General features: G+C 63.7%; 19 protein-coding genes. 8 read left to right on the top strand and 11 right to left on the bottom strand.

What is annotated here, in order from left to right:
* Positions 1 to 17: 17 nt before the first annotated feature.
* The 6 genes from WG899_RS02100 to mutL all read right to left on the bottom strand — a co-directional run bounded on the left by WG899_RS02100 (position 18) and on the right by mutL (position 9509).
* Positions 18 to 1217, bottom strand: coding sequence for a lipocalin-like domain-containing protein (locus WG899_RS02100; RefSeq protein ID WP_339593959.1), 1200 nt, complete (start codon positions 1215 to 1217; stop codon positions 18 to 20).
* Positions 1214 to 3883: an FtsX-like permease family protein gene (locus WG899_RS02095; protein WP_339593958.1), complete on the bottom strand. Its 2670-nt coding sequence runs from the start codon at positions 3881 to 3883 to the stop codon at positions 1214 to 1216. The genes WG899_RS02100 and WG899_RS02095 overlap by 4 nt, the downstream gene beginning before the upstream one ends.
* 2 nt (positions 3884 to 3885) lie before the next feature.
* Complete coding sequence (locus WG899_RS02090; RefSeq protein ID WP_339593957.1) at positions 3886 to 4578, bottom strand: ABC transporter ATP-binding protein; 693 nt, start codon at positions 4576 to 4578, stop codon at positions 3886 to 3888.
* Entirely contained in the window at positions 4565 to 5560 is a 996-nt protein-coding gene (gene miaA / locus WG899_RS02085) for a tRNA (adenosine(37)-N6)-dimethylallyltransferase MiaA (protein WP_339593956.1), read from the bottom strand. Before miaA ends, WG899_RS02090 begins: the two co-directional genes overlap by 14 nt.
* Before the next feature lie 39 nt (positions 5561 to 5599).
* Positions 5600 to 7429 carry a pseudouridine synthase gene (locus tag WG899_RS02080; protein ID WP_339593955.1) on the bottom strand — a complete coding sequence of 610 codons (1830 nt, stop codon included), beginning with the start codon at positions 7427 to 7429 and terminating at the stop codon, positions 5600 to 5602.
* A gap of 94 nt (positions 7430 to 7523) precedes the next feature.
* Positions 7524 to 9509, bottom strand: a complete 1986-nt coding sequence (gene mutL / locus WG899_RS02075; protein ID WP_339593954.1) for a DNA mismatch repair endonuclease MutL — start codon at positions 9507 to 9509, stop codon at positions 7524 to 7526.
* A 360-nt stretch (positions 9510 to 9869) separates the two neighbouring features.
* On the opposite strand from mutL, the gene WG899_RS02070 reads away from it, so the two are divergent.
* The 3 genes from WG899_RS02070 (at position 9870) to WG899_RS02060 (ending at position 15177) form a co-directional block, all read left to right on the top strand.
* Positions 9870 to 10850, top strand: a complete 981-nt coding sequence (locus WG899_RS02070) for an ABC transporter substrate-binding protein (RefSeq protein WP_339593953.1) — start codon at positions 9870 to 9872, stop codon at positions 10848 to 10850.
* A gap of 12 nt (positions 10851 to 10862) precedes the next feature.
* A complete protein-coding gene (locus WG899_RS02065; RefSeq protein ID WP_339593952.1) occupies positions 10863 to 14435 on the top strand; it encodes a hybrid sensor histidine kinase/response regulator in 3573 nt (1190 codons plus the stop codon).
* A gap of 73 nt (positions 14436 to 14508) precedes the next feature.
* On the top strand, positions 14509 to 15177 hold the full coding sequence (locus WG899_RS02060; protein ID WP_339593951.1) for a DedA family protein: 669 nt from the start codon (positions 14509 to 14511) through the stop codon (positions 15175 to 15177).
* Here WG899_RS02060 and WG899_RS02055 read toward each other — a convergent pair whose 3' ends face one another.
* Together WG899_RS02055 and tsaE are read right to left on the bottom strand one after the other, a co-directional pair.
* The gene (locus WG899_RS02055) at positions 15178 to 16566 is read right to left on the bottom strand and encodes an N-acetylmuramoyl-L-alanine amidase (RefSeq protein ID WP_339593950.1); all 1389 of its coding nucleotides are present in this window, start codon (positions 16564 to 16566) and stop codon (positions 15178 to 15180) included.
* Complete coding sequence (gene tsaE / locus WG899_RS02050; RefSeq protein WP_339593949.1) at positions 16563 to 17072, bottom strand: tRNA (adenosine(37)-N6)-threonylcarbamoyltransferase complex ATPase subunit type 1 TsaE; 510 nt, start codon at positions 17070 to 17072, stop codon at positions 16563 to 16565. The genes WG899_RS02055 and tsaE overlap by 4 nt, the downstream gene beginning before the upstream one ends.
* Between tsaE and queG the strand changes: the two genes are divergently transcribed.
* The gene (gene queG, locus WG899_RS02045) at positions 17073 to 18230 is read left to right on the top strand and encodes a tRNA epoxyqueuosine(34) reductase QueG (protein ID WP_339593948.1); all 1158 of its coding nucleotides are present in this window, start codon (positions 17073 to 17075) and stop codon (positions 18228 to 18230) included. It abuts the gene before it with no gap.
* Here the strand turns inward: queG and WG899_RS02040 are convergent.
* The gene (locus WG899_RS02040) at positions 18190 to 19101 is read right to left on the bottom strand and encodes an AEC family transporter (protein WP_339593947.1); all 912 of its coding nucleotides are present in this window, start codon (positions 19099 to 19101) and stop codon (positions 18190 to 18192) included. The two genes, queG and WG899_RS02040, sit on opposite strands and share 41 nt — an antisense overlap.
* Positions 19102 to 19291: 190 nt before the next feature.
* Between WG899_RS02040 and WG899_RS02035 the strand changes: the two genes are divergently transcribed.
* The 3 genes from WG899_RS02035 (at position 19292) to WG899_RS02025 (ending at position 21880) form a co-directional block, all read left to right on the top strand.
* The gene (locus WG899_RS02035; protein WP_339593946.1) at positions 19292 to 20269 is read left to right on the top strand and encodes a tripartite tricarboxylate transporter substrate binding protein BugE; all 978 of its coding nucleotides are present in this window, start codon (positions 19292 to 19294) and stop codon (positions 20267 to 20269) included.
* The gene (gene xerD, locus WG899_RS02030) at positions 20262 to 21212 is read left to right on the top strand and encodes a site-specific tyrosine recombinase XerD (RefSeq protein ID WP_339593945.1); all 951 of its coding nucleotides are present in this window, start codon (positions 20262 to 20264) and stop codon (positions 21210 to 21212) included. The genes WG899_RS02035 and xerD overlap by 8 nt, the downstream gene beginning before the upstream one ends.
* Positions 21213 to 21277: 65 nt before the next feature.
* Positions 21278 to 21880, top strand: coding sequence for a MarC family protein (locus tag WG899_RS02025; RefSeq protein ID WP_339593944.1), 603 nt, complete (start codon positions 21278 to 21280; stop codon positions 21878 to 21880).
* A 98-nt stretch (positions 21881 to 21978) separates the two neighbouring features.
* Here the strand turns inward: WG899_RS02025 and WG899_RS02020 are convergent, their stop codons facing one another.
* Together WG899_RS02020 and WG899_RS02015 are read right to left on the bottom strand one after the other, a co-directional pair.
* Complete coding sequence (locus tag WG899_RS02020; RefSeq protein ID WP_339593943.1) at positions 21979 to 22629, bottom strand: Vat family streptogramin A O-acetyltransferase; 651 nt, start codon at positions 22627 to 22629, stop codon at positions 21979 to 21981.
* Between the two features lie 121 nt (positions 22630 to 22750).
* Positions 22751 to 23140, bottom strand: a complete 390-nt coding sequence (locus tag WG899_RS02015; protein ID WP_339593942.1) for a hypothetical protein — start codon at positions 23138 to 23140, stop codon at positions 22751 to 22753.
* A gap of 47 nt (positions 23141 to 23187) precedes the next feature.
* Here WG899_RS02015 and aceA point away from each other — a divergent pair, with 47 nt between their 5' ends.
* Entirely contained in the window at positions 23188 to 24486 is a 1299-nt protein-coding gene (aceA, locus tag WG899_RS02010) for an isocitrate lyase (RefSeq protein WP_444718800.1), read from the top strand.
* The last annotated feature ends 240 nt before the right edge of the window (positions 24487 to 24726 follow it).

Here is a 24726-nt window from a genome sequence, read left to right as displayed (position 1 = left end):
CTTAGCCCGCCTGTGCTTCAAGCCAGTGTGACCGCGCCGGCATAACCCGTCATTTCGAGGTAGCCTAGGCCGAGGCGTCGGCCTGCGGTGTCGCGCAATTCAGCGGGCCCTTCCCAGTAGCGCATGCCGGTGCTGGCCCTGGCATCGATTTCCTGCGCTTCAATCAAGGCATGCAAGGTGAAGACCGCCACGGGCGTTTGCAAGCGCCAGGCTACCGGATACTGCGCCTGACTGGCCGGGCTGCGCCAGGTCTTGAGGGCCTGCATGCTGATTTGCTCGGGCGCAAAGTTCTGTACCTCACCCAAGTTCCCGGCCCCTGCTGGCCGATAGCTACCGCCGCCCCACAAGGTGCTGCCATCGGCGCGGCGCAGGCGAAACAGAGTCAGGGCAGAGCCATCATGCAGATTGATGCCCATCCAATCCCAACCCACGCCTTTGTCGGCGCTGCGGGCATCGGCCGCACCCAGCAGTTGATCGCTCCATTCATGATCCAGCCAGGCCAGGGCGCGCAGATCGCTTGGTCGGCCCTGCATTGCCAAACGGGCCTCGCCCTGCAATTGCACCTGGCTGTAGTAATGGCTGAACTGCTCGGCACCCGGCCCCTTGCGCGAGAAGCCGGCCTCACTTTGCAACAAGATCGGCTGTGGCGCGCGCAGCTGGATTGCGAGATCGAAACGGCCATGGGCGCGTCCTTGCATCGCGGCTGCATAGTGCGAGCTGGGGCCGTCTTTGCCTTGCGTGTTGTCCTTGCGGCGCAAGAACCAAGCGCCCATCTGCACATCGCAGTCCTGCTCACTGGCTTGCGCCAAGCCCGGAAATTGACGGGCGATGCGTTGGTCATGACTCAAGGTGGCCGCGCCAATATCGCTGAGGACGGCATGCGCCATCATCAGCTGGCGCGCGGCAAAAGCGCTGGGATGATCCGCAGCCGCTGGGCCACGGACGCGAAAAAAGGTCAGCTGAAAACCATAGCGCGGCTGGCTTTGTGCATCGTTGGGGGCAGATCCGTCGAACAAAAGCCCGCTCAAGTACCACCATTCCAAACGCGTTTGCTGATGAGCGCCAAAGTCGCGCGGAAAGCTCAGGCCGCTGCGTAGGTTTGTTGGTTTGGTGCCCGCCACGGCGCCATCCGTCGCCCCTGCCGCTGCGGCGGCAGCCATGAACAAGAGCCGCCGTCTTTGCAGCCAGAGACGTTCAGTGTTGAAACCCTGATTCACCAATCCTCCTTGACGGCTTGCACCGCATGCGCGCTCAAGGCCTGGCGGCCGGCCAGCAGCGTGGTGGCCACGCCCGCCACAAACACGGCAGCCACCAGGCCCAAGAGGGGCGGCCAAGGCAAGCTCAGTTCCATGCTCCAGTGGAAACTCTGCGGATTGACCACAAAGACCAGCACGGCGCTCAGGCCCACACCCAGGGCCAGACCGGCCAGCGCGCCAACGCCGCAAAGCAGCGCAGCCTCCAGCGTCAGCAGACGCAAGATGCCGGCACGGCTCAGGCCCAGATGCCAGAGCAGGCCAAACTCGCGTTTGCGGGCCAGGGCTTGCGCCGACTGGCTGGCTGCGATGCCGAAGAGCCCGATGGCCAGGGCCACTGCTTGCAGCCAGCGGGTGACGGCAAAGCTGCGGTCGAAGATGTGCATGGACATGCTGCGCAGCTCCTCCAGAGAGGCCAGTTCCAAATCTTCTGGCTGGTCCGCCAGCGCACGGATGCGCGGGCTCAAGTCGCTGGCGCGCTCTCCGGGGCGCAGCCAAAGCAGGACCTCGGTGGTGCTGCGTTCGCCACTCCAGTCGCGGTAGTCCGGCAAGGCCATGATCAGGGCGGCATGTTGCCGCGCATAGTCGCGCCAAACGCCGCGCACATAGGCGAGGCGCTGGCGTGCTGAGCCTGTTGCGGGGCGGCTTTGTTCGCCCGAGATGTCATCGAGGCTGAGCCAAATAGTTTGACCCGGCTGCAGCTTCAGGCGGTCTCGCATCGCTTCATTGATGTAGACGGCTTGTGCGCCCGGCTGCGGGCTGTTCGCCAAGGGGCCGCTCACCGGCAAGTCCTTTTCTTGCACCGTGCGGGCCAGCAGCGCGACCGGATCTTCTTGGTCGGCGAGCCAAAGCCGCCCGCTGTATTGGGGAATGAACCTTTCAGTCAATCCGCTGCTCTGCAGTTTTTCAAGCAAGGCCGGGGCTAAGGGCGCCACCTGACCGGAGCCCACGCGCAAGCTGGAGCGCAGATACAAGTCGGCCGGCAGCATCTGATCCAGCCAGGTTTGCAAGGCGCTGCGAAAGCTCCCTACCATGGCCAACATCGCAACCGACAAGCTCAGCGCCACCAGTACGCCGGCCAAGGCGCGGCTGGCTGCTGCGGCCTGGTCTTTGGCGTGCTCGCGCACCAAGAGCAGGGTGGCGCTTTGCGGCAAGAACTTCAGCAGCGAGGTGCTCGCCCGCAGGAGGCTGGGCACACAGGCAATGCCGCCCAGCAGCAAACTCAGCATTGCGGCATAGGCGGCCAAAGGCACTTCGGCCAGGCCGGTAGATGCAGGCAAGGGCGGCAGCAAAGCCAAGATCAAACCCAGCAGCAAGAGGGCGGGCCCCAGCCATAGCGGCAGCGGCTTGGCGCTGTCACTCCCCAGACCTTTGAGCACCTGGGCCACCGGCATGCGCCGGACTGCCAAGGCGGGCAGGGCGCTGGCCAGCAAGCTGATCAACAAGCCGAGCAAGCCAAAGCCGGCAGCGGCGGGCAGGTGTTGGCCGGCGTCGAAGCGCAAGCCGGCCGAGCTGCCCAGGCCCAAGCTCAAGCCCAGGTCGCCCGACAAGATTTGGCGCAGGCCAACATCGGCCAAGACCCAGCCCAGAAGCAGGCCCAGCACGCTGCCCAAGAGGCCCAAGACCAGGCCTTCGAACAGGATCAGGCGGCCTAGCTCGGATGCGCTCAGCCCCAAAACGCCCAAAAAAGCCAGCTGCGGCAGGCGCTGGCTGACAGACAAAGAAATCACCGCGAAGACCAAAAAGCTGCCGCTGAACAAGGCCATCAAGGACAGCATGCCCAGATTGACGCGGTAGGCCCGAGTGATGTCGCTCATCCAAGCGCCATCGTCCTTGGGTGGGCTGAGGCTCAAGCCGGCGGGCAGACCTTGCGGCGTGGCCATTTGGGACAAGGCGCGCGACCAGGCCTCCGGCACCTGGTCGGGCTGCAAGCGCAAATCAATCCGGTCGATCTGGCCCAGGCGGCCCAAAAGCACTTGAGCACCGGCAATGTCCATCACTGCCAGCGGTGCGGCGCCTGCCCCATGGCGCCCGCCGTAGCGCAGCAGATGGTCGCGGGCTTGGCCGCTCTGTGCATCGGCCACGCGCAGGGTCAATGGGCTGCCCGGTTCAGGGCTAATGCCTAATTTGCGCAGAGCAGCTTCATTGAGAAAAATGCGCTCGGGGTCGAGCAACTGCAAAGCGCCAGCGGTGGGGGCAGTGTCAATTTCAGCCTGGGGTAACAACTCCGGCGCCACTGAGCCGGCCTGCAAGGCATCGATGCCAATCACGCCCAAATTGAAAGGCTTGCCATCGTTGCCGCGGAGCTGAGCTTGGCCCTCCAGCCGAGGAGCGGCCAGCGTCAGGCCGGGCAGGGCGGCGACCCGGGCGTAGTCGGCTTCCGAGATCGCGCCAATGCCGGACTTGGAATGGCCTTGCACGATCAAATCGGCCCGGCCCTCGATGCTTGAGGCCGCGCGGCCAAACTCCGCCAAGGCGCTGCTATTGAGCAAATGCACCGCATAGGCCAAAGCCACGCCCAGCACGATGGCCAGCAAGGCCAGCGATTGGCGGCCCGCTTGGTGTCGCAGCACCGGCCACGACAGGCCGCGCAGCCAGCGGAACCAATGCAGGAGCGGGCCCGGCTGCATGCTCAGTGGGCGTTGTGATCGCTTGAATGCGAGTCGCTGAAGTTCACTTCGCTCAGTCCCCGCTCATCCAGCCTCAGGCATCGATGCGCACACGCTGCGGCGCGCTCAGAGTGGGTGACCAAGAGGCAGGCCGCACCTTGGCTCTGAACTTGGGCTTGCAGCAAATCCAGCACCAGACCGGCACTGCTGGCATCCAAGTTGCCGGTGGGCTCATCCGCCAGCACCAGGGCCGGTCGATGCACCAAGGCGCGGGCGATGGCGACGCGCTGCATTTGCCCGCCGGAAAGCTGCCTCGGCATGCGCGCGCCCAAGCCTTGTAAACCCACGCTGGCCAACATCTCTTGCACGCGAGCCGGGTCCGGGCGCTGCAGCAAGAGCAAGGGCAGGGCAATGTTGTCGGCCACGCTCAGATGCGGCAGCAAATGAAAGGCCTGGAACACAAAGCCCAGTTTGGCGCGGCGCAACCGGGCTTGTTCGGGCTCGCTCAGCGTGCTGAGCTCCACACCGTCCAGCCAGACGCTGCCGCTGTCGGGCCGGTCCAAGCCGGCCAGGCAATTCATCAAGGTGGATTTGCCCGAGCCGGATTCGCCCAGCAAGGCGACCATCTCGCCAGCGGCCAATTGCAAGCTCAGGTCCGCAAAGACCTCTTGGCCAGCGTAGGCCTTGCTCAGCGCATGCGCCTCAAGCAGGGCCATGGCTTGCGGCAGGGCTCGGCTTGGCAGCGGTTTGGGCCTTCAGCAGCAGACGCTGCAAGGCGGCCAAGACATGCAACTGCGCCTGCGGGTCCTCACAGGCAATCACCTGGCGCTGCGGCATGCTGCGCAGCCAGGTCATCTGGCGCTTGGCCAGTTGCCGGGTGGCGGCAATGCCGCGCTCTGGCAGCGATTTGAAGTCGCCGCTGTCCAGCGACTCCCAGGTCTGACGGTAGCCGACACAGCGCATGGAAGGCAGTTCGGCATTCAAATCACCTCGCGCCTTCAATGCGCGCACCTCGTCCACCAAGCCCTCGGCCAGCATCTGCTCGAAGCGCTTCGCCAAGCGCGCGTGTAGCCAGCCCCGGTCGCTGGGCTCCAGGGAGATCAGCGGCCAATCCACCCCAAGGCTGCGCACTTGGTGCAACTCACTCATGGGCCGGCCCGACAGGATGCAAACCTCGAGCGCCCGCTGAATGCGCTGCGAGTCGCCCGGCGCCAGGCGTGCGGCGGTGATGGGGTCAAGTCTTGCCAGTTCGGCATGCAAGGCTGGCCACCCTTGATCCGCCGCCTTGGCATCAAGCTCGGCGCGCAAGGCCTCGTCGGCTTGAGGCATCTCGCTCAAGCCGTCAAACAAGGCCTTGAAGTAAAGCATGGTGCCGCCGACCAGCAGCGGCAGCTTGCCGCGCGCCAAGATCTCATCGGCCAGCTGCCGTGCGGAGGCGACGAACTGCGCGGCCGAATAAGACTCCAGCGGATCAATGATGTCGATCAGATGGTGCGGCACCGCCGCCAACTCGGCGGCAGTTGGCTTGGCCGTGCCAATGTCCATGCCCCGGTACACCAGGGCCGAATCGACGCTGATGATCTCCACCGGCAAGAACTCGGCCACGGCCAAAGCGGCCGCCGTCTTGCCGCAGCCCGTCGGCCCGGCAATGCATATCGGCCCCGTGAACTGCATCTCTTGAATTGGGGTCAGGTTCATTTTCTTAGGGACAAACAGCTGAAACAGCCCAGCACTGCATCAGTCAAAGCGCTCCCAAGGCGTCAAGAAGCGCCATTGGCCGACCGGCAGATTGCCCAGATTGATGCGGCCGATGCGCACCCGCTTCAGCCCCACCACCTTGAGGCCGACCTGCTCGCACATGCGGCGGATCTGGCGCTTGCGGCCCTCGCGCAGCACAAAGCGCAGCTGGTCTTCGTTTTGCCAGCTGACCTTGGCCGGCTTGAGCTTCACACCGTCCAGCTCCAGGCCGTGATTGAGCAGTTCCAGATCCGCAGCCGGCAGGCGACCGTCTTCGCTGCGCACGCCGTCGCGACCGTGGTACTCGACCCGCACCAGATATTCCTTCTCGATGCTGGAGTCTTCACCGATCAGCAGCTTGGCAATGCGCCCATCTTGCGTCAGCACCAAGAGGCCGGTGGAGTCGATGTCCAGTCGCCCAGCCGGCGCCAGACCGCGCGCGTGGCCGATATGGAACTTGATGCCCGAGCTGTCTTCGTTCCATTGCGCGTCAGACTTGATCAAGACGGAGGCGGGCTCATAGCCGTCCTCGGCCTGACCCGAGACATAGCCAATAGGCTTGTGCAAGAGGATGGTGACGCGCTTGGCCTGTTCTTTGTGCGCCAGCGGGTCGATCTCGATCTTCACATCGGGCGAAACGCGCTGACCCAGCACGGCCAGCTTGCCATCGACGCGCACCCAACCGGCGGCGATCCACTCATCGGCTTCGCGGCGAGAGGCTAGGCCGAGCACACCCATTTGTTTGGACAGGCGCACGCCTTCGCTGTTCGGGTCGATGTAGACGTCGCCGTCTTCATCATCGTCATCGTCAAGCTGGCGGCGCAGTTGAGCCGCGGCCTCGCGCAGGTGCGCGGGCAGTTGCTGGCCGGCCTTGTCAGCGGCCGATGGTCCGCGCGGATAGCCCGGGCCTTGGTTGGCGCGATGACCTTGGTAGCCGCCGGCTTGGCCTTCTGGGCGTGGCCCGCTGCTGCGGCGTTGGTCTTGGCGCTGATCGCGGTAGCTGTTGTCCCGCGGCGCTTCACGGCGCGGTTCTTGTGCATAGGACGGGCGCTGACCTTGCCAGCGATCTTCGCGACGGCCGGCGTCACCGGGGCCACCTTGTCCGCCATGGCCGCCGTAGCCGCCTTGCCCGCCGGCACGACCGGGACCGCCGCGCTCATCGGGGTGGCGGCGCGGTCCTTCCTGGCCATATCCACGGCCGGATTGTTGTCCCTGACCCTGTCCATAAGCTGGGCGACGTTCTTCGTAGCGAGGCCCCGATGGGCCACGGGAATCAAAACCGCCCGAAGCGCGCGGGTCGCGCCCATCGCGAGGGCCACGATAGTCACGCTGCTCGCGTGGGTCGCGCGAATCTTGCGGATAGCGCGCATCGCGGCCCTCATAGGAACGACTCTGGGGACCGCGGCCATCGTCACGGAACTCGGGGCGGCCTTCGAAGCGGGGTTGCTCCCGGCCACGGAAGCCTTGCTCCGAGCGGCTTTCGAAGCGTGGACCTTGGTTGCGCCAGCCGTCGCGGGCTGGTGCGCCATGGCCTTCATCCCGTGGTCCTCGTGGTGCGCCAGGTCCGCCCGGCCCACGCGGGCCGCGTGACTCGGCGCGCTGATCGCCCCGGTCAGAGGGGCGTCCCGCGGGCCCGCCACGGTTGTCGCTGCCACGGCGAGCCTCGAACTGCGCCTGACGCTGTTCGCGCTCGGCCTTGGCCGCCTCGAGGCTTTGGCGGGGGCGTGACACGCCCTTGCCGCGGATGGGCGCGCGACGTTCGGCGTCGGGGCCGCGTTTGCCGGAACCGGGTGGGCCTGCATTCTTCTTGTTGAGTTTCAAAGTGGCCATCTTGCCTCCGGGGATTCCATCAAAAAACACTGCGCCTTGGCTGCATACAAGGGCGAAACATCGTGATCAGCGGCGTCGCTGATCGGGGCGGGCCTTAGCGGCCGCGCAAAAACAGCCCATCCAGTTCACGCATCGTCAGCTGCCGCCAGGTCGGGCGACCATGATTGCACTGATCGGCGCGTTCTGTGCGTTCCATATCGCGCAGCAGCCCATTCATTTCTTCCAGCGTCAGTTGCCGATTCGCGCGCACCGCACCATGGCAGGCCATGGTGGCCAGAATTTCATGCTGCGCCCGCTCGATCGCGTGGCTGGCATCAAACTGCCCCAGCTCCGCCAAGACGCCGCGCACCAGTTCCACCACATCGCCGCCGGACAGCAGGGCGGGGCGTGCGCGCACCGCCAAAACCTTGGCCGACAGCGGCGCCACGTCCATGCCCAGGCGCTCCAGCGTCGAGGCATGGGCCTCGGCGGCAGCGATTTCGGCCGGCGTGGCCGCAAAGGTGATGGGGATCAGCAGCGGCTGCGATTCGATCGTCGCCGCGCCCAGGCTAGCCTTGAGTCGCTCGTACACCACGCGCTCATGGGCAGCATGCATATCAACAATGATCAGCCCCTGGGCATTTTCGGCCAGCACATAGACACCCTGGATCTGCGCAATGGCGCGGCCCAGCGGCCAGTCGTGCGCCGGCAAGGCGGCCGAGGCAGGGGAGGTAGCCGGACTCTGCGGCGCCGCGAATGGCGTGGCCACGGGGTCAGGTCTTGCCGAAGAGTACGCTGGTGCGGCCTGGCCATACAAGGTGGCCACTTCGCTGAGTCCCAGCGAGCTTTGTGTATTGCTGCGCCAGCTGGGCACGCCGGCATAGCTTGGCCGGCCTTCTCCGGCCGCTGGGACTGATGAATTGCCCGAATCGGCGCCGCCGGCCGGCTTGAACCAGGCGGGCGGATTGCCCGGCGAGGGTCGGGTGCCTTCGCCGAGGGTCTGGCTTGGCAGGGCGTTCAACGTGGCCTGCGCGCTCTCGGCAGCCGCCAAGTCGGTCGAGCGCGAAGCGGCCAAGGCATCTTGTACCGCATAGCGCACCTGCTGGTGCATCTCGCGCCCGTCCCGAAAACGCACTTCGATCTTGGTTGGGTGCACATTGACATCGACCCGGTCCGGTGCGATCTCGATGAACAAGACATAGCAGGGCTGGCGGTTCCCGTGCAGCACATCTTCATAGGCGGAGCGGATGCCGTGCGCAATCAACTTGTCGCGCACATAGCGGCCGTTGACATAGACATACTGCATGTCGGCGCGGCTGCGGGCTGACTCCGGCAGACCGGCTCGGCCATAAATGCGCAGCGGCCCGGCCTCGGCGTAGACCGGCCGGCTGGCGGCGAGGAATTCCGCCCCCAGCACATCGTTGAGTCGCTGCTCCGATGCCCCGGCGCGCCATTGCTCGACCAGCTTGCCCTCGTGCCAAACACTGAAGCCCACATCGGGCCTCGCCAGCGCATGGCGGCGCACCGACTCCAGGCAATGGGCCAGTTCGGTGGCATCGGTCTTCAAAAATTTGCGACGCGCCGGCGTGCTGAAAAAGAGCTCGCGCACTTCCACACTGGTACCGCGCGCCCGGGCGGCCGGTTGCAACTCGCCCGAGCGGGCGTCGAGCCGATGCGCATGCGGAGCACCTTCAAAGCGGCTGGACACCGCCATTTCGGCCACCGAGGAGATGGCGGCCAGCGCTTCGCCACGAAAACCCATGGTGGCGACCGATTCCAACTCGTCCAGTGAACGGATCTTGCTGGTGGCATGGCGCTTCAGGGCCAGGGGTAGCTCCTCGACGGGGATGCCCAGACCGTCATCCTCCACCACGATGGCGCGCACGCCGCCGGCCATCAGCTTGACTTGGATCTGGCTGGCGCCAGCGTCAAGCGCGTTGTCCACCAACTCGCGCACGACCGAGGCAGGCCGCTCCACCACCTCGCCGGCGGCGATTTGGCTGATCAGTTCATCGGGGAGTTCGCGGATGGCGCGGCGTACGGGGCGGGCTGCGGCGGGTGCAGTCGGGGCGGCCGAGGCTTCGGGAGAGGACAAATCCATAGCCCCGATTGTATGAAGTCCGCCGCTCGGTACGGCGGCGGGGCTGCAAATGATCCGCTCAAAGGCTGGATCGCCGCTGTCAACGTTACAACAGGGACACAGCATCGGCACAACAGCGGCGCAAATACGCCCGGCATCAAGTTGCTTTCTCCAGCCCCTGCCATTATGGTGAGCGCGGGGATATGTGGCCTGGCGGCGTATTCACCATCTTCACCATCGGTTCTGCGTGCAGAGGACTTGACGATGTCAGATTCGAGCTCCACCGGGCAGGGCGGCGAGGCCGCAGATGACGGCGCAAATCAAGGCGCAAATCAAGGCATACATCGAGACACAAAGCCGAGGACGGCGCTGCTGCCGGTTTTGCTCACGCTTTTCGTCTTGGTCGGCCTCGGCGTTTGGTGGGCCATGACGCGTGCACCGGCGCCGCTGGCCCCGGTCTCCAAGGTGACGATTGCGCTGCCGGCGCAGATCAATAGCGCGCCGGTTCTTGTGGCGGAGCGGCAAGGCCTGTTCAAGCAAGCCGGCGTCGAGGTTTCGGTGCAAAGCCACAAGCTCGGCAAGGAGGCCTTGAAGGCCCTGCTGGATGGGCAGGCCGATCTGGCGATCGTGACCGACACGCCCTTTATCTTTGCGCGCCAGTCCGGTCAAGACATTGCGATCTTGGCCGGCATCTCACAGGCGCGCCGCACCTTGGCGATCGCGGGGCGGGTCGACCGCGGCATCAACAGTGTGAAAGACCTGGTCGGTAAACGTATCGGCCTGCAAATGGGCACCAACTTCAGCTACTTTCTGGAGGCCGTGCTGCAAGTGAATGGCATCGACAGCAGCCAGGTGAGTCTGCAAGACATGAAGGTCGATGCCGCTATCGCTGCGATCAAGGATGGCTCGGTTGACGCGGCCGTCGTCTACCAACCCAGTCTCACTCAAATGAAAGAGCAGATGGGCGAGGCGATCAAGCTCTTCTTCGGTGAGGACGTCTATGCCTTTCGCTATGTGTTGGTGGGCAAGAGCAGCTATATCGACTCCCATCCACAGGAATGCGAGCGGGTGCTGCGTGGCCTGTTGGCTGCCAAAGGCTCGATTCAAAAGAACCCCGCGGCGGCCCGGCAATTGATGGGCGAGATCATGAAATTCGACGAGGCGCTGATGAGCAAGGTGTTCGACCCGACCGACTACGTGCTGACACTCGATCAAGCCATGTTGTTAGCCCTCGATGACGAGACCCGCTGGGCCATGAAGCGCGGCTTCATCAAGCCCGGCCCGATGCCGAACTACCTCGATGCGATCCGCTTCAAGCCACTCGAGGCGGTGGATCCTTCTGCCGTCAAGATTGTTCACTAGCCCGCACCAGGCATGAATATCCGCAAGCAGATCAAGGCCTTGATGTGGGTGGCGGCGGCCGTCTTGCCACTGACCTTCGTGGTGGCACAGAAAACCGGGGCCGATGTCCAGCAACGGATGGCCGAGCTGGCTGAAATTGAAGCGCTGATCACAGACGCCACCCAGTTGCGTCTGATCGCTACCGAGACGGTGTTGTTCCGGGAGGCTCGCTCCGGCATCCAATGGGACAAACAGCTGGCAGACATGCAGACCCAGTTGAACCGTTTGCCGCGCCGCAACGAGGCGGAGGCGGCTCAGCTTGGGCGGGTCGCCAAGAGTTTGCAGCGAGCGCAATCGGCTTACCTTCGGCTAGGCGAACAAGGCGCTCAATCTTCGCCAGCGGCTGCTTCAGCGGAGCTGCCGCCAGCCCCGGGTGCAACGAGTTCGAGCGAGGCGGTGGGGAGCTTGGAGGCCCGCACGGTGTCGTCGTTATTGGTTATCACGACCGAGATCATGGATGTCGGTCATGAGTTGAGCCGACAGGGGCGGGCCGAAGTGAGCGAGGCGATCCGCAACAGTCGCGTGGCGGTGTGGGTTTTGATGCTGACGGTGCTGGCCTTGTTGATCGCACTGTGGCGCTTGGTCGGACGCCAGGTGTTGGCGCCACTGGCCGAGTTTCAGGAAGGCACAAAGAAAATCGCCGGCGGAGACTATGGCTACCGCCTGAACTTGCCGCAGCAAGACGAGATCGGCAGCTTGGCCGAGGCCTTCAATGCGATGACGGCACAGGTGCAGCGCAGCCAGCAAGATCTGGTGGAGATGAACACCCATCTGATCAGCAGCCATGCGCTGGCCCTGGCCGCCGAACGGGATAAGCAGGCGCTGCTGAGCACGCTGAATATGCACGCCATCATCTCAGTGGCCGACCGGGCAGGACGCATCATTGAAATCAATGACGCGTTCTGCCGCATCAGTGGCTACAGCCGCGAAGAGTTGATGGGGCAGAACCACCGCATCGTCAACTCGGGCGCGCAGCCGCCGGCGTTCTGGCACAAGATGTGGCGCACCATTGCCGGCGCCAAACCCTGGCAGGGTGAGGTCTGTAACCGCGCCAAAGACGGGCATCTGTACTGGGTTGACACGGTGATCGCGCCGTTCTTGGGCGACGACGGCGAGATCGAAAAGTACATCTCCATCCGCACCGACATCAGTTCTCACAAATTGGCCGAGCTGGCCTTACTGGAAGCCAAGACCGAGGCCGAGGCCGCCAGCCGCGCCAAGAGCGACTTCTTGGCCAATATGAGTCATGAGTTGCGCACGCCGATGAATGCCATCCTGGGCATGCTGACGCTGTTGCGCAAGACCGAGTTGAGCGCCAGGCAGTCCGACTACACGGTCAAAACCGAAGGCGCGGCGCGCTCGCTGCTGGGGCTGTTGAACGAGATTCTGGACTTCTCCAAGGTGGAAGCCGACAAGATGACGCTGGACCCGCTGCCCTTCGAGCCGGAGCAGTTGTGGCGCGACCTGTCGGTGATCCTGGCGTCCAACCTGGGCGCCAAGAAGATCGATGTCTTGTTCGACATCGACCCCGATCTGCCCCAGACGCTGATCGGCGACGCCATGCGCTTGCAGCAGGTCTTGATCAACCTGACCGGCAATGCGATCAAATTCACCAGCGAGGGCTCGGTGCTCTTGTCGGTGCAGCAGGTGGCGCGCAGCGAGGGCGACATCACGCTGCGCTTCGCCGTCAAGGACACCGGCATCGGCATTGCCCCCGAGAACCATGCGCGCATCTTCAGCGGCTTCACGCAGGCCGAGGCCTCGACCACGCGTCGCTTTGGCGGCACCGGCCTGGGCGTGGCCATCAGCCAGCGCCTGGTGGCCTTGATGGGTGGATCCTTGCAATTGGACAGCGCCCTGGGGCAGGGCAGCCGTTTCTATTTCGACCTGACTCTGCCGGTTGGCTCGCCGCTGCCGCATGAGATGGCCGGGGATACGCCCCATGAGGGCGGCGAAAGCGTGCCCTTCGTGCATGTGCTCTTGGTCGAGGACAGGCCGCTCGCGCTGGAGGTGTTGGAACGACAAGCCCGTTCGCTGGGCTGGCATGTGGATCTGGTCGGCAGCGCCAAGCAGGCCCTGGTCTTGCTGGAGGGGGCAAAGGCCGCCGGTGACGTCTATCACGCGGTGTTTGTTGACTGGCAGATGGCCGAGCAGAGCGGCCAGCAACTCTGCGAGCGGATTCGCCAGTCTGGTTTGGCCACGGGTGCCTCGCTGATTGCCCTGACCAATGCCCCAGATCGCGAACAATGGGCGCAGCTTCCGCTTACCGAGCAGGCCCTGGTGGACGGCCTCTTGGTCAAACCGATCAGCACCGCCATGCTGCGCGATGTGTATCTGGAGGCACATGAAGGCCGCGGCAATCGGCAAGCGGGCGGCGTGGCCGGCATGACGGTCGGGCGGCGCCTGCTGGGCCTGCGCTTGTTGCTGGTCGAAGATAACCTCAACAATCAGCAGGTGGCGCGGGAGTTGCTCGAGGACGAAGGCGCCAGCGTGCAGATTGCCAACAATGGCCAAGAGGCCCTGGATGCGATCAAGGCGGCCACCGCGCAGCCGGCTTTTGACGTGGTCCTGATGGACCTGCAGATGCCAGTGATGGATGGCCTGACCGCGGCCCGCATCATTCGCAAAGACATGGGCTTAAGCCAACTGCCGGTGGTCGCCATGACCGCCAATGCGATGGCCTCGGACCGCGAGGCTTGTCTGGCCGCGGGTATGAATGACCATGTCGGCAAGCCCTTTGAGCTGAACGATCTGGTGCGGGTGCTGCGGCGCCACGCCGGCATCGGCGAGGATGTGGGGGCCTATGCCGGGGCGGCCATTGGGGACGGCGCTGCTGCAGTCGCGGGCGCCAACCTGGCGCTGCCGGACGAGGTCAATGCTGCCGCCGCACGCGCCGGCGTCGACATCAGTCTGGCGCTGCTGCGGCTCGGCGGCAAACGGGCGGTCTATCAACGGATGCTGGCCACCGTCGTCAGGGACTTGGACTCGATTGCCGACGATTTGCGGGCTCAGCTTGCGCTGGCCGATGATCTGGCCGCCAGTCGCTTGATGCACAGCCTGAAGGGTTTGTCTGCCACCATCGGCCACGACGCCTTGGCGGCGGTGGCAGCGCAAGGCGAGCGGCAACTGGCCTCGAGCCCGGCCAAGGCGCAGGCGCACGAGTGGGTGCAGCGTGCCTGCAATGCGATCGCCGACGCAGCACCGGGTTTGAAAGCGTTGCTGCTCGCCCTGCAGCAGGCGTCCGAACTGGAGCGCAGCGCGGCGCCCAGTGGCCCGACCACGCTCGACGCACTGGCATTGCGCAGCGCCTTGCTGGACTTGTCGGCGCTGTTGGCGAATGCCGATATGGCCGCCATGGAGGCGATGAGCGAGTTGCAGGTCCGCTTTGGGCCCGTCTTGACTTCGAAGGAGGGCCAGAGCCTGTATGCGGGCCTGGGCCTGCTGCTGGCGCGGCTGGACGAGGCCGTGGGTGGGCTGGACTTTGAGCGCGCCTTGCCGCTGTGTCAGCAGATGATCGAGCCCTTGCCGGTCTTGCCGCCGGCATAAAAACGGTGGGCGCGGCCGGCGCTGCTACGGCCGGGCGGCTTGCTGTCACCCGACTCCCGCATAATGCGCCGCCATGGAATTCATTAGCTTCTTGATCGACTTCATCGTCCACGTAGACAAGCACCTGGCCAGCTTTGTGCAAGCCTATGGCGTTTGGGTCTACGCCTTGCTGTTCTTGATCATCTTTGTCGAAACCGGCGTGGTGGTGATGCCCTTTTTACCGGGCGATTCGCTGCTCTTCGTGGTGGGCGCCTTGTGCGGAGCCGGGCTGATCAATCTGCCGGTGGTTTTGGCGGTGCTCTTGGTTGCGGCCATCTTGGGCGACCAATGCAACTACACCATCGGGCGCTTTATCGGCCCCAAGGTGTTCCAGTGGGAGCAGTCGCGTTTCTTCAACCGACGCGCCTTTGACGCGGCACATGAGTTCTATGAGCGCAATGGCGGCATCACCATCATCATTGCCCGCTTCATGCCTTTTGTGCGCACTTTTGCGCCTTTTGTGGCGGGCGTAGCGGCCATGAGCCGCAGCAAATTCACCGCCTTCAACGTGATTGGCGCCTTGATCTGGGTGGTAGGCATCACGCTGGCTGGCTACTGGTTCGGTAACCTGGAATGGGTGCAGAAGAACCTGAGCAAGATCATCTGGGCCATGATCATCATCCCTGGCTTGATTGCCATCTATGGTGGCTGGAAGGCCCGCAAAAAGGAGGCCAGCGCGGCGACGCTGGGCTCACAGGGCTGATCAAGACAAGACGCGGTGCCGGGCCAGCGGCGGGTTCTTCGCGAAGTAACGCGCAATCCCCGTGGCCAGGGCCTCCACCAGTTGCTGCTGATAGTCGGGGTCGCGTAGCTTCGCTTCCTCCGCAGGATTGGAGATAAACGCAGTCTCCACCAGGATGGAGGGCACGTCGGGTGCTTTCAACACCGCAAAGCCGGCCTGCTCGACCTGCTTTTTATGCAGCTGACCGACGCGGCCCATCTGTCCTAGCACTTCCTTGCCCAGCTTCATGCTGTCCTTGATCTGGGCGGTGGTGCTCATGTCCAGCATGGCCTTGAGCACGGTGGCGTCCTTGACGACCGTGTTGTTGACGCCGCCCACCATGTCGGCGGCGTTTTCTTTATTGGCCATCCAGCGCGCCGCCGCACTGCTGGCCGCGCCATCGCTGAGCGCAAACACCGAGGCGCCACGCGCCGCCGGCGTGAAGAAGGCATCGGCGTGGATGGACACGAACAAATCGGCCTGCACGCGTCGCGCCTTGCGCACCCGTTCGTGCAGGGGCACAAAGAAATCGGCGTCGCGGGTCAGCATGACGCGGATATTGGGGTTGCTGTTGAGCTTGTCGCGCAGCTTCAGCGCCACCGCCAGCACCACGTCTTTTTCCTTCAGGCCCGAGGGGCCGATGGCGCCGGGGTCCTCACCGCCATGGCCGGGGTCGAGCGCGATGACGATCAAACGGTCGAGCTTGGCCTGACTGAATTCCTTGTCCTCGGCGCTGGCGGGCGCCACAGGCAGCGGCGGTGTTGGCACCGGCGTTTGCGCGCTGGTGGCAGGCTTGGCCGCCGCGATCACGGCGGGCGTGGTGATCGGCGCCTTGCTGATGCGCCCGATCAACTCGCCCAGCGCGTCTTGCACCGACTGTGCGGCCGCCTGCTCGGCATCTTCTTTTTCCTTGATCAAGGCCAGCAGCGGGTCTTGCTCTTGCTTGGGATACAGGTCAAAGACCAAACGGTTTTGGTAGGCGGCCACCGGGGCCAGGGTAAAGATCTGCGGCGCCACCGGTTGCTTCAGATCGAGCACCAGACGCACCACGCGCGGCGTGTTCTGGCCGACGCGCACGCCGGCAATAAAGGGGTCATCGGCCCGCACCTTGGCGAGCAATTCGCGCAGACCGGGGCTCAACTCCAGACCGTCGACATCGATCACCAAGCGGTCCGGTGCCTCGACCAAAAAGTGTTTGGCCTCCAGTGGCTTGTCGGACTCCAAGGTGACCCGCGTGTATTCGCTGGCTGGCCAAACGCGCACGGCCAAAATCGTGCTGGATTTGATCGGCGCGGCGGCCTGCGCCGTCTGCAAGCGCAGGCTCAAAAGCAAGCCACCCATGGTGCCCAGGGCTTCGCGGCGCCCCTTCATGCTTGGGCATCCAGATCGTGCAGCAGGCCTTGGCCAAAGGCGCTGCCGGCGTGCAGGGTGACGCTGCGGCTGTCGTCGTCTTCAACCGCGATGCAGATCTGCAGGTCGGCGGGCGGCAGCATGCCGGTGGCCTTGTCCGGCCATTCGCTCAGCTTCAGCCCAGGCGCGGCAAAGATGTCGCGGAACCCGGCGTCTTCCCATTCGCGCGGATCATTGAAACGGTAGAAATCGAAGTGGCTGACCTCGCCGACCTGGGCGAACTCAGGGTCCAGCGCATAACTCTCCAACACGGCGTAGCTGGGGCTTTTGATGCGGCCGCTGACGCCCAGGGCACGCAGCAGGTGGCGGGTCAGGCTGGTCTTGCCGGCGCCTAGCGCCCCATGCAATTCGAAGCTGGCGTTCACCGGCGTTGGGCTCAGTCGCAAAAGTTCGGCCAAGCGCTGCGCGAAGGCCTCACAGGCCGCTTCGTCGGGCCAATGCAGTTGGCGGGTTTCTAGAATGCGCAAATGACGCAGGCTCCACAAGACATCAAAAAACTCAACCCAGAGGCATTGCAGACGCTGGTGGGGCGGCTGCGCACTTGGGCGCTCGAGTTGGGATTCTCCCAGATTGGTGTGGCCGATATCGACCTGAGCCAAGCCGAGCCCGGCTTGCAGGCCTGGCTGGCGGCCGGCTTTCACGGCAGCATGCACTATATGCAGGCGCATGGCATGAAGCGCGCGCGGCCCGCAGAGTTGGTGCCGGGCACCTTGCGGGTCATCACGGCGCGCATGGACTACCTGCCGCGCCATGGCGGCGACGACTGGCAGGCCATCGAATGGCAGGGCCTGGGCGAGCCGCAGCGCGCCCAGCTGTCGATCTATGCCCGCGGTCGCGACTATCACAAGGTCTTGCGCGCCCGGTTGCAAAAGCTCGCCGACCGTTTGGGCGAAGAATTAGGGCCGGTGGGCCACCGTGTGTTCACCGATTCGGCCCCGGTGCTGGAGGTGGAGTTGGCCTCGCGCTCAGGCATTGGCTGGCGCGGCAAGCACACGCTGACGCTGCACCGCGAGGCCGGCTCGATGTTTTTTCTGGGTGAGATCTATGTCGATGTGCCGCTGCCGCTCAGCGAAGCGGTGACGGCGCATTGCGGGCAGTGCACGGCCTGCATCGATGTGTGCCCGACCGGCGCCATCGTGGCGCCGCAGCGGGTCGATGCGCGCCGCTGTATCTCCTACCTGACCATCGAGCATGCCGGGCCCATCCCGCTTGAGTTGCGCCCCTTGATCGGCAACCGCATCTACGGTTGCGATGATTGCCAACTGATCTGCCCTTGGAACAAGTTTGCCCAGCGTTCAACGCTGGCCGACTTTGACCCGCGCCCGGAATTGCAGCGAGCCAGCCTCTTGCAACTGTGGGCCTGGGACGAGCCGGAGTTTCTGCGTCGCACCGAGGGCTCAGCGATTCGGCGCATCGGGCATCAGCGCTGGAGGCGCAATTTGGCGGTGGCGATGGGCAATGCCTTGCGGCAGCGGGACGATGCGGCCTTGCGCGGCGCACTGCAAACGGCCTTGCCTGCCGAGTCCGAATTGGTGGCCGAGCACATTGCGTGGGCGCTGGCCGGTGACGCCTCAGACAGTGCCGCTACAACAACTTCGGCAGCAGCAACCAAAGCGGCAGGCTGAGCATACCGAGCAGCGTCGACAGGGTCACCAAGCCGGCCACAAAGGGCCCGTTGCCGCCCATGCGCACCGCCAGCACATAGGCGCTGGAGGCGGTGGGCAAGGCAGCAAACATCAGCAACAAGGCGCGCTGATCGGGCTGCAGCTGCAACAAGGCCGCCAAACCCAAGGCCCAGATCGGCAGCAGCAGATGGCGTATCGCCAGCAGGGCTGCGGCGAGCTTTGGCGCCTCCTTCAAGGCACCAAAGCGCAGACCGGCGCCGACGGCCATCAGCCCCAAGGGCAGGGCGGCCAGGCCGATGCGGTGCAGCGTTAGCGCGGCCGGCTCGGGCAGGCGCAGGCCTAACAAATTGGCCAGCAAGCCGGCCACCGTGCTCAAGATCAAAGGGTTGTGCGACAGCTCGCGCCAATAGCCATGGCCGCCGTGACGCGCCAAGGGCCAGACGGCGGCTACATTGCAGACCGGCACGCACAAGGCAATCAGCAAGGCAACCCAGGCCACGCCCTGGGCGCCCTGCAGGCGCTCGGCCAGGGCCAGGGCGATGAAGGAATTGAAGCGAAACGCGCACTGCGCGCCCGAAGCGTGCAGCCGGCTCAGCGGCTCGGTGCGCACGCCTGGCAGTAAGCGCAAGGCATAGGCCATGGCCACACCGCCCAGCACCGTGGCCAGGCCTCCCATGGCCAAGTCGGCGGTGCTGCCCGGCTGCAAGGGCGTGCGCAGGATCGAGTTGAACAGCAATACCGGGAACAGCAGGTAATAGACCAGCCGCTCGGCGGACTCCCACACCGGCCGGTTCAAGGCGCTGTAGCGGCATAGCAAAAAGCCGCACAGGATCAACAAGAAGTCGGGCAGCAGCAAGAGAACGTCGGGCATGGGTGCTAGTGTGCCTTGCCGTTTTTTAAGGCTTGAGCATAGGGGTGCGCTGCTCGCACCGGCGCCTGAAAAAGGCGGGCTTGCCCGAGGTGCTTTTCATCCCTGCACACGGTTTGTGGCATGCTGCCGCCTCGGCCCAGGTGAGCTGAAACCGAGGCCAAAGCCAAACAATGAGTATTGGAGCAAGCAGATGATTCGTCGTGATTGGATGAGCGCGATCGGTGTTCTCGCGCTGGGCAGCTTGGGCGCACCCGCCGCTTGGGCCCAAAGCTACCCGAACAAAACCGTCAGGTTGATCGTTCCTTTTGCTCCCGGTGGCACCACCGACATCGTCGCCCGTGTGGTGGCCGAGAAACTGCATCTGGCGCTGGGTCAACATGTGGTGGTGGAAAACAAGGCCGGTGGCGGTGGCTCGGTGGGCGCCAATGAAATTGCCAAGTCGGCGCCGGACGGCTACACCCTGGGCATGGCCACTGTGTCGACCACGGCCGCCAACCCGGCCATCAACCCGAAGATCGCCTACAACCCCTTGACGGACTTCACCGCCATCACCAATGTGGCCGCTACGCCCAATGTGATCGCGGTTCACCCTTCGTTTCCGGCGCGCGACTACAAGGGATTCATTGCCGAGCTGAAGAAGAACCCAGGCAAATACAGCTACTCCAGCTCGGGCACCGGCGGCATTGGCCATCTGCAAATGGAGCTTTACAAAAGCCTGACCGGCGTCTTTCTGACTCACATCCCTTACCGGGGTGCCGGCCCGGCCTTGAACGACACGGTGGCCGGCCAGGTGCCAATGATTTTTGACAATCTGCCCTCGGCGCTGCCCTTCATCAAGGATGGCCGCCTGATTCCCATCGTGGTGGCCGCGCCACAGCGCTTGAGCCAACTGCCGAATGTGCCAACCTTCAAGGAGTTGGATCTGGAACCGGTCAACCGGATGGCTTTTTACGGCATTCATGGCCCTAAGAGCCTGCCCAAGGAGGTGGTCGACAAGGTCTATGCGGCGGTCAAGAAGACGCTTGAGCTGCCGGATGTGAAGGCGCGCATCGAGGGTACCGGTTCCTTGATCGTCTTGAACACCCCCGAGCAGTTCACGGCCCAGATCAAGGCCGAGTTTGATGTCTACAAAAAAGTCGTCGAGCAGCAAAAGCTCAAGCTTGACTGAGGCGCCGGCCGCAATTGAAGCCGGCAGCGACGCCGAGGCGCGTCGGCTCGGCTTGCAGAGCCAGGCGGCGATCGAGGCCTTTGGCCAGGCGCTCTGGCTGGAAGATGGCCTGGCGGCCAATACCTTGGAGGCCTACCGGCGCGATTTGAGCCTGTTGGCCTCCTGGTTGGCCGCGCAGCCGCGGGTGACCTTGGACGGCTGCAGCGAGCTGGATCTGCTGGCCTACGCCAGCGCCCGCCATGCCGGCAGCCGAACCACCAGCTCAAACCGGCGGCTCAGCGTGTTCAAGCGCTATTTCCGTTGGGCGCTGCGTGAACAGCGCGTCACGCAAGACCCGACCCTGCGCCTGCAGAATGCGCGCCAGCCGCTGCGGGTGCCCAAGCTGCTGAGTCAGGCCCAGGTCGAGGCCTTGCTGGCCGCGCCCGACACCGGGACCGCCCTCGGCCTGCGCGACCGGGCGATGTTGGAGCTGATGTATGCCAGCGGCCTGCGGGTGACCGAGTTGGTGACCCTGAACAGCGTGCATGTCGGCTTCAAGGAAGCGGTGCTGCGCATCACCGGCAAGGGTTCAAAAGAACGCTTGGTGCCCTTTGGCGAGGAGGCGCATGCGTGGCTGATGCGCTATCTGCAAGAGGCGCGCTCCGACTTGCTGAAGGGCCAGCGCGCCAATGCCTTGTTCGTGACGGTGCGCGGTGAGGGCATGACGCGGCAAATGTTCTGGACGCTGGTGAAGAAGTATGCGCTTCAGGCCGGCATCAGCGCGCCAATGTCGCCGCACACGCTGCGGCATGCCTTTGCCACCCATTTGCTCAACCATGGGGCGGATTTACGCGCGGTGCAACTGCTCTTGGGCCATGCGGATCTGTCCACGACGCAGATCTATACCCATGTGGCACGCGAGCGTTTGAAGGCGATTCACGCCCAGCATCACCCGCGAGGCTGAAGGGTTAGGCTGTAACTTGGCCCTGCATTTGGTCGGGGCGGCCTGGGCACGCGACAATCGCTGCCATGGACCATAGTTTTCTCTCCGCTCTCATCCTGCTTTTGCTGGTGCTTGACCCGCTCGGCAGCCTGCCCATCTTCATTTCCATCATGCGCGAGGTGCCGAAGGAGCGCCGCACGCTGGTGGCTGCCCGCGAGGTTGGCATCGCCTTTGCCGCGCTGTTCGCCTTCATGTTCTTGGGCGGCACCTTCTTGGAGGTGATGCATTTGTCCGAGCGATCGCTGGAGGTGGCTGGCGGCGTGATCCTGCTGATCATCGCGATCAAGATGATCTTTGGTAGCTCCGGGGAATCGGCCTATGGACTGGAGCCCGGCAAGGAGCCGTTCATCTTCCCCTTGGCCGTTCCCTTGTTGGCCGGGCCCTCTGCGATGGCGACGGTGCTGCTGCTGGCATCGCGTCAGCCCGAACGTATCTTCGACTGGATCGGCGCCCTGACCGGCGCCATGTTGGTCTCGGGCTTGACCCTGCTGCTGGCGGATCGGATTCGCAAGCTGCTGGGGGACTCGGTGGTGTCGGCCATTGAGAAGTTGATGGGCTTGGTGCTGACCGCCATTGCCGTAGAAATGATCTTGGCCGGCTTGAAACGCTACTTCGTCGGCGGGCTCTGACCGGTCGTTGTCACTGACGCAGGGCCGCCTGCTGGCGCCTGCACAGTGTTTTGGCGCCAAGCCGAGCGTGATGGCCGGGACTTGGGCAGCCTAGCTAATCACAAAGCCTGAGCGTTGAAGGCGAGTTGCAGCGCAGCCACGTCGCCACTGGTGATCAGCTGCAGATTGGCACTGATCGCCTCCGCTGACCAGTCCCACCAGGCAAGGGCCTGCAATTGCTGGATGACTTCATCGGAGAAGCGCTGTTTGAGCACGCGTGCCGGATTGCCTCCCACCACGGCATAGGCCGGCACATCACTCACGACCACCGAGCGCGCAGCAATGATGGCGCCGTCGCCGATCTTGACCCCCGGCATGATCAGCGCGTCGTAACCGATCCAGACGTCATTGCCGATCACCGTGTCGCCCTTGTAGGGCAGATCGCCCGGCTGCGGCGCGGCAGACTCCCAACCTTGGCCGAAGATGAAAAATGGGTAGGTCGAAATGCCCGAGGTCTTGTGGTTGGCGCCATTCATGATGAACTTGACGCCGCGTGCGATGGCGCAGAACTTGCCGATGATCAGCTTGTCGCCAATGAAGGGGAAGTGATAGAGCACATTGCGCTCAAAGTTGCTCACGCCCTCGGGGTCGTCGTAGTAGCTGTAGTCGCCCACGACGATATTGGGGTTGTGTGTGAGGGCATTCTTCAGGAATGCCACCTGCGGAAAGCCCGGCATCGGGTGCAGGGTGCTGGGCTTGGGGCCGTACATCAACACGTTTCCTTGCTTGCTTGAACAGGTCGGCAGTTTAGCTATCGGCAGCACAGGCTCGCTGAGCCTGTGTGGCCCTGTCTGGCATTGAGCGGCACTGATTCACGCCCATGGCAGCTCTTCAGTCACCGCGGATGCTCGCCTCGGGCTTTCGCAGCGTCTTGTTTGCAGAGTGGCCCTTTGGCTCTTTGGCTCTTTGCGGGGCCAGCCGATAGCGGCGATTGAGCGCAGTTCGCTTGCCCCGGTCGTCAGCAATTGAGCCTGCTGAGCAGGCACCGGCGGCTGTTGAACGCGTTAGAAGCCACCTCAATTCACGATGCGAAATGGCAGTTTCACATCGTGAATAAATCTGTTGCTGCGCTGCCGCATTTTTTCTCATGATGGGAAAAGTCTTTTCACAATCAGAAATAGATTTCTTAAGTCTTTGTTTTGTATGAATAAAGTTTTTAGTCTTATATAAGACATAAGTCTTCCACTCTGACCAGAAGAGGAATAAATTTAGATCCAGCAAGACGCTTTTTTCTTCCCTACTTTTCACAGCCTCAGCAGGAGTACTTCATGACGAACTTGACACGTGAACAGCAAATCGCCGCCCTTGAAAAAGACTGGGCCGAGAACCCACGTTGGAAGGGCATCACCCGTGGCTACAGCGCCGCCGATGTTGTGCGTCTGCGTGGTTCCTTGGCCATCGAGCACACGCTGGCCAAGCGCGGCGCTGAAAAGCTCTGGGGCCTGGTCAACACCGAACCCTTCGTCAACTCGCTGGGCGCGCTGACTGGCAACCAAGCCATGCAGCAGGTCAAAGCTGGCCTGAAGGCCATCTATCTGTCTGGCTGGCAAGTCGCAGGCGACGCCAACAGCAATGGCGAGATGTACCCCGACCAGTCGCTGTACTCAGTGGACTCGGTGCCCAAGGTCGTCAAGAAGATCAACGCCACTTTCGCCCGCGCCGACCAGATCCAATGGTCCGAAGGCAAGAACGATATTGACTACTTCGCCCCCATCGTGGCCGATGCCGAAGCCGGTTTCGGCGGCGTGCTGAACGCTTTTGAGCTGATGAAGGCCATGATCGAAGCCGGCGCCGCAGGCGTTCACTTCGAAGACCAATTGGCCGCCGCCAAGAAGTGCGGTCATATGGGAGGCAAGGTCTTGGTGCCTACACGTGAAGCCGTGTCCAAGCTGGTCGCCGCACGTCTGGCTGCCGACGTCATGGGCACGCCCACCGTCTTGCTGGCCCGCACCGACGCCGAAGCCGGCGACCTGGTCACCAGCGATATCGACGACAACGACAAGCCTTTCTGCACCGGCGAGCGCACCGTCGAAGGCTTCTTCCGCACCAACAATGGCATCGAGCAAGCCATCAGTCGCGGCCTGGCCTACGCACCGTACGCCGACATGATCTGGTGCGAAACCGGCAAGCCGGACCTGGCCTTCGCCAAGCAGTTCGCTGATGCCATCCACGCCAAGTTCCCCGGCAAGCTGCTGGCTTACAACTGCTCGCCTTCCTTCAACTGGAAGAAGAACCTGGACGACGCGACCATCGCCAAGTTCCAGCGCGAACTGGGCGCCATGGGCTACAAGTTCCAGTTCATCACGCTGGCCGGCTTCCACAGCCTTAACTACTCGATGTTCAACCTGGCCTACGGCTACGCTCGTAACAATATGAGCGCCTTCGTGGAGCTGCAAGAGGCCGAGTTCGCCGCTGCCGAGAAGGGTTTCACCGCGGTGAAGCATCAGCGTGAAGTTGGTACCGGCTACTTCGATGCCGTGACCACCACCATCGAACGCGAAGCTTCGACCGCGGCGCTGAAGGGCTCGACCGAAGACGAGCAATTCTTCGAAGCCAAGCACGGCTGAAACAGCGTTAGTCTCTGAAAGACAAAGCCCGGCAGATGCTGCATCTGCCGGGCTTTTTTGTTTCTGAATGGCCATGCCGGCCGCCGGTCTGACGGCATCAGGGCAAGAAGGTCGGGCCCAGTCTGATCAGCTGCTCAGCAGCAGGCCCCTGTCGAAGGGCCTTGAAATGGGACAATCGCCGGTTATTGGCTCCGGGTTCGTGCGCAATGGCATCGCCCCCGAGCCCAACCCTGGAGTATT

This window comes from Paucibacter hankyongi (genome assembly GCF_037482915.1).
GTDB lineage: Bacteria > Pseudomonadota > Gammaproteobacteria > Burkholderiales > Burkholderiaceae_C > Paucibacter_A > Paucibacter_A hankyongi.
The sequence above is the reverse complement of the archived record's forward strand: the minus strand, read 5'-3'. Positions and strand labels throughout refer to the sequence as shown.

Excerpts from the sequence above, each read along its gene's own strand:
- WG899_RS02095 (WP_339593958.1), bottom strand. The coding sequence starts at position 3,883 with ATGCAGCCGGGCCCGCTCCTGCATTGGTTCCGCTGGCTGCGCGGCCTG.
- WG899_RS02090 (WP_339593957.1), bottom strand. The coding sequence starts at position 4,578 with ATGGCCCTGCTTGAGGCGCATGCGCTGAGCAAGGCCTACGCTGGCCAA.
- miaA (WP_339593956.1), bottom strand. The coding sequence starts at position 5,560 with ATGAACCTGACCCCAATTCAAGAGATGCAGTTCACGGGGCCGATATGC.
- WG899_RS02080 (WP_339593955.1), bottom strand. The coding sequence starts at position 7,429 with ATGGCCACTTTGAAACTCAACAAGAAGAATGCAGGCCCACCCGGTTCC.
- mutL (WP_339593954.1), bottom strand. The coding sequence starts at position 9,509 with ATGGATTTGTCCTCTCCCGAAGCCTCGGCCGCCCCGACTGCACCCGCC.
- WG899_RS02065 (WP_339593952.1), top strand. The coding sequence starts at position 10,863 with ATGAATATCCGCAAGCAGATCAAGGCCTTGATGTGGGTGGCGGCGGCC.
- WG899_RS02060 (WP_339593951.1), top strand. The coding sequence starts at position 14,509 with ATGGAATTCATTAGCTTCTTGATCGACTTCATCGTCCACGTAGACAAG.
- WG899_RS02055 (WP_339593950.1), bottom strand. The coding sequence starts at position 16,566 with ATGAAGGGGCGCCGCGAAGCCCTGGGCACCATGGGTGGCTTGCTTTTG.
- queG (WP_339593948.1), top strand. The coding sequence starts at position 17,073 with ATGACGCAGGCTCCACAAGACATCAAAAAACTCAACCCAGAGGCATTG.
- WG899_RS02040 (WP_339593947.1), bottom strand. The coding sequence starts at position 19,101 with ATGCCCGACGTTCTCTTGCTGCTGCCCGACTTCTTGTTGATCCTGTGC.
- WG899_RS02035 (WP_339593946.1), top strand. The coding sequence starts at position 19,292 with ATGATTCGTCGTGATTGGATGAGCGCGATCGGTGTTCTCGCGCTGGGC.
- WG899_RS02025 (WP_339593944.1), top strand. The coding sequence starts at position 21,278 with ATGGACCATAGTTTTCTCTCCGCTCTCATCCTGCTTTTGCTGGTGCTT.
- WG899_RS02020 (WP_339593943.1), bottom strand. The coding sequence starts at position 22,629 with ATGTACGGCCCCAAGCCCAGCACCCTGCACCCGATGCCGGGCTTTCCG.
- aceA (WP_444718800.1), top strand. The coding sequence starts at position 23,188 with ATGACGAACTTGACACGTGAACAGCAAATCGCCGCCCTTGAAAAAGAC.